Raw genomic sequence first — 11,098 nt, forward strand, 5'->3', positions numbered from 1 at the left:
GCGTTATTCTTTGCCGGTTTAGAGTTTTTAAATAAAATTTAATCTAGTAGCTAAGTAAGGTTAGCTTGTAACGCGTTTCACCCGGTAAAAATGGTGAAGCTATGCCATTTTCCCAGTCGCTGTGTCCTTTACCATAATATGGACTCCACGGATGACCTGATTGGCTGGTCGGCATATGAAAAATGCCATTTTCTTCATGGCTTGGGGATACCACCATGCGTTCTGAAGCGCCGAAAGACTTACCTTGAACTCTAGGCATGTAACTATCACCAGGCAGTGCTTTGCTTGGCATATCTAGCCAATAGCTTATTATTGGCACGGCATTACTGAGAGGATGCTTTATTAGCGAAAGGTTTTGTTGACCCCAAGTGGCTTCATCTAAGTTTTGGTTGATCGTCATATCTGCTAAGGTTTCTTCTAACGCCATAGTAAAGACATTCTGCCAACTACTTTCACCAAGCATTAAAAAGTTAGTTGGTTGTTCGTTAATGAGTTGCCACAAGGGGACTTCTATTTGATGACGAATACTTTTAAAGCTAAAGGCTTTATCAACATTAGTTAGAGCACTTGTTAACTCACTAAACACACTATTTCTAAGGTTTATTCTAAAGTTTCGGACTAAGCGATAACTGACGGAATCTGTACTCGCTCTCAATTCCAAATCATCTGTTAATAACTCTTTTACTTGTTGAAAGCTTCCATTTTGTGAAATAGCCTGTTCAGTTAGAACGTCCTTGAGAATAAAGCGCTGCCAACGCTTTAAAAATACAGCCTTATCATCTAAGCCTATTTTGAGAAGAGACTGTTCATCAAATACTTTTTGATTAAATAAATTATTTCTAATTTGTTTTGAGCGAGCGCCGAGTGCATAGCCTCCATTACCAATTCTTGCAAACATATCACCGCCAATAACGCGGGAGTTCGCCGTCCAAAGCCTATGGGCTTTTGGATTTTTAAGTTGCGGGTATTGTGCTGGTGATAGGTAACCTTGCCATTGATTTTCACCTGTTGCCCAGGAGGTAGGGGTATTGCCCACTTTACCCACTTTATCTGGAATCGGTCCAATAATCGTCCAGCCAATGTCTCCATGTTTATCGGCAATCAACATGTTTTGCGAAGGAATACCGGAGCGGGATGCTATGTCAAAGGCTTGTGATACATTCTGCGCTTTTTCTAATTCTGTTGCTACCATATTGATTGCTTCTTTATCATGGGCAACCCAACGATATGCAAGTAACTGCCCTTGATGATTTCTACCTATAACAGGACCCCAAATAGTTTCGGTAACCGTTATTTCTTCAGCTTCTTGGTCTTTGACAGCAATTATTTGTTTATGGCTAGTAAAATGCTGATAACCTGTAGGTGTTAAATACTGGCTTTTATCTTCATTGGTGGTTAAGAGGATGACGTCACTATAATCTCCATAGCTATTAGTAAATCCCCACGCTATTTTTTCATTACTCCCAATGACCATATTGGGTATGCCTGGCAAAGTGGCACCAGTAATCTTAAAGCTCTTTTTATCGGTAGCTGAGCTGACAGGATTAATATCAGGGTATTCAAAAGAAGCACGAAACCAGGTGTTAGGCACACGAATGCCAAGGTGCATGTCGTTTGCAATGACAGCACTTCCTGTAGCGCTTAAACTCCCTGAAACAGCCCAACTATTGGAGCCAGGTAAATAATCACCCTGATACTTCTTTTCATTGTTTTTAACTATTTTAGTATTCTTTTGGTCGCTGTTATTAACACTAAAGCTAGCAGCTGAAGGCCAAGCTCTTTCAGGCATAGGCGCTTGACTAAATTGACTACCATCAATAGCTGCATCCCATATACTGCCTTTTGGATCTAAAAAAGCAAAAACATCACCAGATAAGACTGCTTTCATCAACCCGAGTGTACGTTCACGTCTACCATCATGATATTGAAGGTCAATATACATACTAAAGATTGTTAAAATGGAGTCTTCTTCACTCCATTGAACAGGCTCTTGCTGTAATAAAAGGTATTCAAATGGAGCGGAATTTAAATATTTTAATCCTTCGTTAACACCGCGTGTGTAGGCTTTAATTAACTCAAGCTGATTGTCTGGTAACTGGGCAACTATAATTCTTGCTCTTTCTCTAAAGCGATGCTTTCGAATGGATTTATCATAGTCAAGCGCCCTAACACCAAATAAACTTGCCAACTCACCAGCAGCATTTCGCCTTAATAAATCCATTTGAAAAAAACGTTCTTGTGCATGAACAAAACCTAAACCTACCGCAACATCACTTCTATTTTGAGCTTTTATTGTGACGATACCTTGTTCATCACGTTCGATGACGGCCGATTTTTTTAACCCGAAGACTGTTTTTACCCCATCGAGTACCGGCAATGCTCCATCAACCTTGCTATAAAGCCAAGTTGATGTAGTTGCGATAACCAATAAGCTAACAAGTAGCGCGCCGGCAAGTACTTTTTTCAATTTGTTCATAAATAAAGGAGCTATCAAAGATGAATAAAGTAGAGTAACGTAAAATGCTCCGAGAGAAAATTTTTAGTTAACATTTTTATTAAAAAATTAGGTCAAATTGAAGAGCTGGGGAATCGAACAGCGAAACAGCCCATTATTCTGAAAGAGAGGGAGACAGAGCGCCACAAACAAGTGGAGTATGAAGGTAACTTGTTAAAATGTCCGCTACGAAACGGTTATTGAGGAATGCGGCATGTTCTTAGCTGAAGTTAAAATTAAAGCTAAAAGTACTTTCACATGTCTTCTCTATCACTTCACTATCAGGAATTGAACTTTTAGGCTCGCTAAGTGTGTTATGGTTAGGGGTCGTGAAATATGAAATGAGTTGATGTAATTTATCGTTAAAAACCATAGCGCTAGTAAAAAAGTCGTTGGAATTATTCACAACACTTATTGCTAAGTTGGAACTTCTATCACTCAGTTTTTCAGGTGCCGATAAAATCAAACCCGTTGAAAAGCTATTATGGTAATGACTTACTACGTTAGTTAATTCATCACTATTAAACTTTGTTATTAGTGCATTGTTAACGTTTAAATGTTGAACTTTAACTGCTTGTTCGGCATTTGCAGAAGAAATATTAACTAAGGTTATGAATGTTAGTGTAAAGCTCACTAATAATAATTTAATTGATTTCATTGCTTATATCCTTTTAGCTATGCCTGTGTATTTAAGTATTGTGCTTTCTATTTTACCTAATTGTTACAATTATTACTCTAAGGGCTGTTCACTCTTAATGCTAGTGATATGAGATAAGTTGCTACATTCATACGGTAGATGGCATAAGCTTTTTAAGGGCATATCTCAAATAAATAACGACAGTTTTTAAACAATAACCCTTTTGTTATTAGAACTGATGAAACCATTAAATATTTCAAATAATTTAAAACGGTAACAACTTATACCCAAGTTATTTAAATATGAAAGCTGGCTCACAAGATTGATTCAAAGTTGACAGTAGCTAAAACGAAAATCAACACTGGCGTTAATATTAATTAAAATATAACAGCAGTGTTGATCATGTTGTTTACTCAGAACCGCATTTTAATTCAATTACTGATTCGACTATAACAAGGGGTTAGCTTAATTGGCGTTTCTTTTCTAAGCGATATTGATGCAGTAATGGTTCTGTATAACCATTAGGCTGTTCTACGCCTGAAAAAATTAAGGCAGCGGCAGCTTTAAAAGCAATACTCTCTTCAAAGTTAATACTCATTGCCACATAACTTTTATCATCAGCATTTTGTTTATCAACAATAGTCGCCATTTTCTCTAAGCTTGCTTGAACTTGTTCAACAGTACAAATATTGTGAGTAAGCCAATTGGCAATATGTTGACTCGATATTCTTAAGGTTGCTCTGTCTTCCATTAAGCCAACATTATTTATATCAGGTACTTTTGAACAGCCTACGCCATGATCAATCCAACGAACTACGTAACCTAAAATTCCCTGACAGTTGTTGTCTAATTCTTCGTTAATCTCTGCTTCACTCCAATTGGTATTTTCGGCCAATGGAATTGTTAAAATATCATCAATATTTGCGGGATTACGCTTAGTGAGTTGTTTTTGTAGATCAAATACATTCACTCTATGGTAATGCAGTGCATGTAATGTCGCTGCGGTAGGTGAAGGTACCCAAGCAGTATTTGCTCCAGCTTCAACATGATTAATTTTGGTCGCGATCATATTAGCCATTTGATCTGGAATAGGCCACATGCCTTTACCAATTTGTGCTTTTTGGCTAAAACCACAAGCAAGGCCAACATCTACATTGTTATCTTCATAAGCACCAATCCAAGGCGTTAATTTTATATCTGCTTTTCTCGCCATAGGGCCAGCCATCATAGAGGTATGAATCTCGTCACCTGTTCTATCTAAAAAGCCCGTATTGATAAATACCACACGATCTTTAGCGGCGAATATACAGTTTTTCAAGTTGACACTAGTACGTCTCTCTTCATCCATAATGCCCATTTTAACCGTGTTTTGAGGCAGTGATAATGCTTCTTCTACACGAGAAAATAATGTATTAGCGAAAGCAACTTCTTCTGGACCGTGCATTTTAGGTTTAACAATGTAAATAGAACCTTCGTTACTATTACTGAACTCGCTATTGCCTTTCAAATCATGCAAAGCAATCAAAGAAGTAATCATTGCATCGAGTATACCTTCAGGTACTTCATTACCCTGACTATCAATAATGGCATTGTTTGTCATCAAATGACCAACATTTCGAACAAACATTAAGCTACGGCCTTTAAGGGTAACCGAATCGCCTGTGATTGTTTGAACATTTAAGTCATTGTTCATCGAACGGGTGATGGTTTTACCATTTTTATTCAATTTGGCGCTTAAATTACCAGTCATTAGACCTAACCAATTCCGGTAGGCTAATACTTTATCCTCACCATCAACAGCGGCAACAGAATCTTCACAATCCATAATAGTGGTTAATGCTGATTCAAGTACTACATCACTTAATCCAGCAGCATCTGCCTGACCAATAACACTGTCGCTATTAAACTGCAAAATTAAATGTAAACCATTATGGGTGAATATCAGAGACTCGGGCTGATTTATACTACCAGTGAAGCCGATAAATGCTGCAGGATCTTTCAGGGCACTTTGCTGTCCGTCTGCTAAGCTCACCATTAACTGCTGCTCGGTTAAGTGGTAGCTTACTGCTTGACTATGATTACCTGAGACAAGCGGAATAACCTGATCTAAATACTCTTTGGCAAAAGCAATAACTTTCTTACCTCGTACTGGATTATAAGCTTTGCCTGGCTCTGCGCCATCTTCCTGACTGATTACATCTGTACCGTAAAGTGCATCATATAAACTACCCCAACGTGCATTTACCGCATTTAGTGCAAAACGAGCATTCATTATTGGCACAACAAGTTGTGGGCCCGCCATTAATGCCAATTCATTATCAACATTGCATGTATTAATATTAAAATTATCGACTTGAGGTACAAGGTAATTAATATCTGTTAAGAATTTTTTATAATGAGCAAAATCCAGAGCTTTATTGTTTTTGTGATAGCTATCAATACTGGCTTGTAACTTATCACGCGTTGATAAAAGCTCTTGGTTCTGGGGGCTCAAGTCACTAATTATGCTGGAAAATTGCTGCCAAAAGTGATTTGAGCTAATAGCAGTGCCAGGTAGTGCTTCTTTTTCAATAAAATCAAAAAGACATTGGCTTACTGTTAAGTTCTCTATCGTTACTGTCGCTACCATTATTACTTCACCTTATAATCAAAACTTCACATTAAAGCGTCAAAAATGTTTGAGTAAACATTTTTATTCAATCGCTACTTTATCGACTAATGACTCAAAGCAGCGCTAAAAATACATATTAGTGATAATCCTATGGCTTATTATCACTGCTGGCAATAGTACTTTTACGTCACTCAGTACGTCGGTGAAAATTAAAGTGAGTGATTTTTGTTGTAAGTTGTTGTTAATTTGGGTTAATTTGTGTTGGTGAAGGTGATTTATATATGATAATACACGTTATTGTACTTTATGATAAACACCATTCATATTATGAATGATGTTCGATGAGTATATGCTGATATTGACTTAAACAGCTTAGTACAATAATTGCTGTATTAATGGGATTAACCAAGGGCTGATTAATGCAGTGAGTATGGCGGACAAAATCAAAGCCACAGAACTGTATGCTCCATGCTCAGCACTTTTACGAACAAGTACTGCAGTGCCAATAACGTGGCTGGCGCTACCTATGGCTAAGCCTTGAGCTTTAGCTGAATTAACGCCAATAAAGCTCAGCCATTGGGGGCCTAATAAAGCACCAAATAAACCCGCAATTAAGATAGCAAAAGCGGTGATAGAACTATCACCGGACAATTGTTCTGTTAACGTAATGCCAATGGGCGTGGTTACAGACTTTAATGATAACGCGACGGCAATCTCTGGTGCTTTTATCAGCCACATGGCAAGTATAAAGCTTACGGTAATAACCACAGTAATGCCTAATATTAAAATAGCTGTCATTTCACGCCAATAGAAGCGTATTTGCTTAAACTGCTGATAAAGAGGTAAACCTAAGGCAACAATTGCAGGCTCAAGTAAAAGATTAAGTACCTCAGTTGTATGACTATATTCTTGATAATTAATATCAATTAACAATAAGAAAGGCACCAATATACTAATAGTAAATAGCATTGGATTTAGCCAGATATATTGCCATTTTTGTTGGCAAGCGGCCGCAAATTGATAGGTTGCTATGGTGATTATAGTAAAAAATATACTCGCCAATATGGGGCTGTTAACAATGAAAGTACTAAACATCATTTGAGCCTGCTGTAGTTTTTTTGTTGGTATTATCTGGCGTTATTAAGTAATGCTCGCTCAAATAACCAATAACAGTAAGTAAAATAAAGGTCGAACTACAAATAATAAACACTAAGGCAAGACCGTGTTGTTGGATGAGTTGAAAATGATTGATGATTCCCATACCTGCAGGGACTAGACAGACCCCCATGTGCTTAATAAACCACTGATTAGTTTTGGTAATCTTTTCTGGACTAAACCAATTGAACTGTAAAAAAAGAGCGTAAATAATCATGCCATATAAACTAGCCGGTAAAGCAGCTAAAAGATAATTAGCAAGCTTACCGAGCAATAAACATATACTGATCGCGAAAATAGTATAGAACACATTCTTCATAGTGAGTTACATATTCTCCTGGCATTTAAGAGCAGCGGCAATAACTAATTGCCTAAACCAAATATGGCTAGCATCATGATGGAGTAGAGGACTCCAAATCATTTTTAACTCAATATCAGGGATCTCAAAAGGTGGCTTTATAATAGTGTAATTGCTGTCGTTCTTGTGCAACTGAGCCGCTTTAGTCGGCAAAGTCGCAATTAAGTTATCTTCATAAGCTAATTGCATAGCTACATGATAATTACGAGTAAAAACCTTAATGTCACGCTTTTTACCTAAGCGAGCGAGCGCTTCGTCAACCCAACCTAGCTTCTGAACATCCTTAGGATCCATTCCTACACCAACGCCAAAGCCTGTTTTTGAAACCCAGACATGTTTCGCACCTAAGTAGGCATTTAAGTTGAATTTACTTACCAAAGGACTATCAGCGCTTAATAAACAAGAGAACGAATCGCGCCATATGGCTTTTTGGTGAAAGGACTGTGGTAATTCATCAAAGCGATTTATCGCCATATCAATTTTACCAGCCTCAACATCATGAAAGGTCACATCACTAGGAGTCATGATATCAAGAGTAATATTAGGAGCAACTTTATTTAACGATCTTAATAACGTAGGAATTAAGGTCGATGCGGCATAATCACTGGCCATTATTCTAAAGACACGTTGGCTCTTTAATTCATTAAACTCTTCTTCACCTTGTAATGCTTCCTCTAATTCAAGCAATATTTTACGAATACTAGGTGCCAATGCGCGAGCGCGCTCTGTCGGAACCATGCCGTCAGATGTTCGCACCAAAATAGGATCATTAAATAAAGTTCTTAGTCGTTTTAAACCGTTACTCATTGCAGGTTGCGTAATGTTAAGTTGGCTGGCCGCCCGAGTAACATTCTTTTCTCGAAGCAATACGTCTAAATAAATAAGCAAATTTAAATCAATTTTAGAAATATTCATGTGATTAATGGCTCTCTTAATAAATATAAGTCAGGTAGATATAAGCTAAATGAGGGGCTATTTCAATGAAATTTTATCACTATAGTAATAAAAAGTACCTATTTAGATCGATATAATGAATTTGATATTCATACTGTGAATGACGGTAATGTAGGTTATATATTTTAAAAATACTAAATACATGGGTATTATTTTTGTAGTCCGGTGTGAAAGCTTCTTTTTTGAGATTCATTCTGAGGTGTAGACCTCTGGTTTAGTAGCTCTAAGTAGAACGTTAATCAACCTTTACTAATAAATATTATTTTATCTACAACAAGACTTTTGGAGAATGTTATGTCTAACTATCAAAGTGCAATTGAAGCAGTTCAAGCGATTAAAGCCAAGGCAGGTAGCTCTTGGGATGCTATCAACCCAGAATCAATTGCTCGCATGCGTGCCCAGAACAAATTCAAAACTGGTTTAGAAATCGCACAATATACTGCAGATATTATGCGTGCTGATATGGCTGCATTTGATGCAGACAAGACTAAGTACACACAATCTCTAGGTTGTTGGCATGGTTTTGTTGGTCAACAAAAAATGATTTCTATCAAGAAACATTTTGATGGCAAAACTGATCGTCGTTACTTATATCTTTCTGGTTGGATGGTTGCGGCACTACGCAGTGAGTTTGGTCCACTTCCTGATCAGTCAATGCATGAAAAAACGTCTGTTGCTTCTTTAGTTGAAGAGCTTTACACATTCTTACGTCAAGCTGATGCACGTGAATTAGGCGGCCTTTTCCGCGAGCTAGATGCTGCTGCAGAAAGCGATAAAGCTGCTATCCAATACAAAATTGACAATCATGTTACTCACGTTGTACCAATCGTTGCTGATATTGATGCTGGTTTTGGTAACGCTGAAGCGACTTACCTAATGGCTAAGCAAATGATTGAAGCCGGTGCTTGTGCTCTTCAAATAGAAAACCAAGTAGCTGATGAAAAACAATGTGGACACCAAGATGGTAAAGTAACGGTTCCTCATGCTGATTTCCACGCGAAAATTCGCGCTTTACGTCACGCTTTCTTAGAGCTAGGCATCGACAATGGTTTAATTGTTGCACGTACTGATTCTGAAGGTGCTGGTCTTACAAAAGAAATTGCTGTTGTTAAAGAGCCAGGCGATTCTGGTGATATCTATAACTCATACTTAGACGTTGAAGAAATCGACGTAGCAGACATGGGTGAAGGTGATGTTGTATTTAACCGTGGTGGCAAGCTAGTTCGTCCTAAGCGTTTACCTTCAGGTTTATATCAATTCCGTCAAGGTACTGGCCATGAACGCTGTGTATTTGACTGTATCGGTGCACTTAATGCTGGCGCTGATTTACTTTGGATTGAAACTGCAGTTCCAACGGTACACGAAATCAAAGGTATGATGGATGACGTTCGTAAAGTTCACCCAGATGCGAAACTTGTTTATAACAACTCTCCATCGTTCAACTGGACATTAAACTTCCGTCAACAAGCATATGACGCAATGGTTGAAGCGGGTGAAGATGTATCTGCTTATGTTCGTGGTGACTTAATGAATGCTGAATACGATGATTCTGAATTATCTGCAACAGCTGATGAGCGCGTTCGTACCTTCCAAGCAGATACTGCACGTGAAGCAAACGTATTCCATCACTTGATTACATTACCTACTTACCACACAACGGCATTGTCTGTAGACAACTTAGCGAAAGAGTACTTTGGTGAGCAAGGTATGTTAGGTTATGTTAAAAAGGTTCAGCGTGAAGAAATCCGTCAAGGTATTGCCTGTGTGAAACATCAAAATATGTCAGGCTCTGATATGGGTGATGATCACAAAGAATACTTTGCTGGTGAGAATGCGCTTAAAGCAGGCGGTGCGAAAAACACTTCTAACCAATTTAACTAATATCTTTACTCATTAGTTGATAAAAAAAACCAGTCTTTAAGGCTGGTTTTTTGTTGTTAGAACATTAAACGTTTGCCCATATCGAGCTATAAAAGTGATCTATAAAAAAGGCCGCCTTCTTAAATAAAGAGGCAGCCTTTTTAGTTTTTAGGAAAGGGTGTATAGCTTAGAAGCTATACACTAACGTTACTGAGGTTTCAGTATTCGTGTTTTCAAAACCTTCTTCTACTTCAGTATCATAATCAACACGAAAAGCAAATTTAAACTGTAATGAATCAATTAACTTAGTGGTTAATGATGTTTCTGATTTATAGACACTGTTTTTATCTGACTCTAATGCTTGCTTAGCAACAAAGTACTGCTTAAATTCTACAAAATCATTTATTTGTCTAGTATATAGGGCTTGTGCTTGAACAATAGCCGCCGTTTCAGTGCTTTCCATGATTGCAGGGTCACTAGCCGTTGCTGGTACTGCACGAATTACGTCATATTTCACACCTGGGCCAATATCAGCAAAAAACGAACTTGTTTCAGTTTCCCACCAATGACGACCCCAACCTAAAGAAGCTGACGTTTGGTATTCAAAGCTACTGAACTTATCTTGTTCATAATAAGCACTTGCGTAAAGGTAGTTTTTGCCACCTTCTTCAAGAGAATAGTTCGTTTGACCTAGGATGTCCCACTTATTATCCGTGCTTTCGAACTCATCTTTGCCAGTATCTTCGTCTTCGGTTTCAAGCTTTTTAGCAAGCGCATTAAAAGCTATCAAGTTCAACCATTGACCTTCTTCATGTTTGATATTTAAGCCGGCTTTAATATCGCCACTTTTAGTATTACCCGTTTTAAATAACATACCTAATTCGGCAGAGATAGTTAATGATGGCTTCTCTTCAGCGACCGCTTCTTCGGCAAGCGCGTATTGACCCGTAAAAGGGAGTAAAAGAAGGGTAGCAAGAGCTATTTTAGATTTCATGTTCGTCCTTAAAAAGTGGTTTTTAATTTATTATT

8 protein-coding genes are annotated in these 11,098 nt (G+C 37.9%); 1 reads left to right on the top strand and 7 read right to left on the bottom strand.

The features are described from left to right. Positions 1-43: 43 nt before the first annotated feature. The 6 genes from ND2E_RS01635 to ND2E_RS01610 form a co-directional block, all read right to left on the bottom strand. Entirely contained in the window at positions 44-2,476 is a 2,433-nt protein-coding gene (locus ND2E_RS01635) for a penicillin acylase family protein (protein WP_033095695.1), read from the bottom strand. Between the two features lie 238 nt (positions 2,477-2,714). Further along, positions 2,715-3,152, bottom strand: a complete 438-nt coding sequence (locus ND2E_RS01630) for a hypothetical protein (protein ID WP_033095696.1) — start codon at positions 3,150-3,152, stop codon at positions 2,715-2,717. A gap of 439 nt (positions 3,153-3,591) precedes the next feature. Then, a complete protein-coding gene (locus ND2E_RS01625) occupies positions 3,592-5,760 on the bottom strand; it encodes a malate synthase G (protein WP_033095697.1) in 2,169 nt (722 codons plus the stop codon). 354 nt (positions 5,761-6,114) lie between these two features. After that, positions 6,115-6,840 (bottom strand): LrgB family protein, encoded by a 726-nt coding sequence (locus ND2E_RS01620; RefSeq protein ID WP_223303708.1) that lies wholly within the window; start codon positions 6,838-6,840, stop codon positions 6,115-6,117. Further along, positions 6,830-7,216, bottom strand: a complete 387-nt coding sequence (locus ND2E_RS01615; protein ID WP_033095698.1) for a CidA/LrgA family protein — start codon at positions 7,214-7,216, stop codon at positions 6,830-6,832. Before ND2E_RS01615 ends, ND2E_RS01620 begins: the two co-directional genes overlap by 11 nt. A 6-nt stretch (positions 7,217-7,222) precedes the next feature. Then, a complete protein-coding gene (locus ND2E_RS01610; RefSeq protein WP_033095699.1) occupies positions 7,223-8,170 on the bottom strand; it encodes a LysR family transcriptional regulator in 948 nt (315 codons plus the stop codon). Positions 8,171-8,503: 333 nt separating this feature from the next. On the opposite strand from ND2E_RS01610, the gene ND2E_RS01605 reads away from it, so the two are divergent. Continuing rightward, positions 8,504-10,090, top strand: a complete 1,587-nt coding sequence (locus tag ND2E_RS01605; protein WP_033095700.1) for an isocitrate lyase — start codon at positions 8,504-8,506, stop codon at positions 10,088-10,090. A 166-nt stretch (positions 10,091-10,256) separates the two neighbouring features. On the opposite strand, the gene ND2E_RS01600 is transcribed toward ND2E_RS01605, so the two are convergent. Continuing rightward, a complete protein-coding gene (locus ND2E_RS01600; RefSeq protein ID WP_033095701.1) occupies positions 10,257-11,063 on the bottom strand; it encodes a DUF481 domain-containing protein in 807 nt (268 codons plus the stop codon). Positions 11,064-11,098: the final 35 nt, after the last annotated feature.

The organism is Colwellia psychrerythraea, assembly GCF_000764225.1.
Lineage (GTDB): Bacteria > Pseudomonadota > Gammaproteobacteria > Enterobacterales > Alteromonadaceae > Colwellia > Colwellia psychrerythraea_D.

Coding starts and splice junctions, on each gene's coding strand:
- ND2E_RS01635 (WP_033095695.1), bottom strand. CDS start 2,476: ATGAACAAATTGAAAAAAGTACTTGCCGGCGCGCTACTTGTTAGCTTA.
- ND2E_RS01615 (WP_033095698.1), bottom strand. CDS start 7,216: ATGAAGAATGTGTTCTATACTATTTTCGCGATCAGTATATGTTTATTG.
- ND2E_RS01620 (WP_223303708.1), bottom strand. CDS start 6,840: ATGATGTTTAGTACTTTCATTGTTAACAGCCCCATATTGGCGAGTATA.
- ND2E_RS01600 (WP_033095701.1), bottom strand. CDS start 11,063: ATGAAATCTAAAATAGCTCTTGCTACCCTTCTTTTACTCCCTTTTACG.
- ND2E_RS01610 (WP_033095699.1), bottom strand. CDS start 8,170: ATGAATATTTCTAAAATTGATTTAAATTTGCTTATTTATTTAGACGTA.
- ND2E_RS01630 (WP_033095696.1), bottom strand. CDS start 3,152: ATGAAATCAATTAAATTATTATTAGTGAGCTTTACACTAACATTCATA.
- ND2E_RS01605 (WP_033095700.1), top strand. CDS start 8,504: ATGTCTAACTATCAAAGTGCAATTGAAGCAGTTCAAGCGATTAAAGCC.
- ND2E_RS01625 (WP_033095697.1), bottom strand. CDS start 5,760: ATGGTAGCGACAGTAACGATAGAGAACTTAACAGTAAGCCAATGTCTT.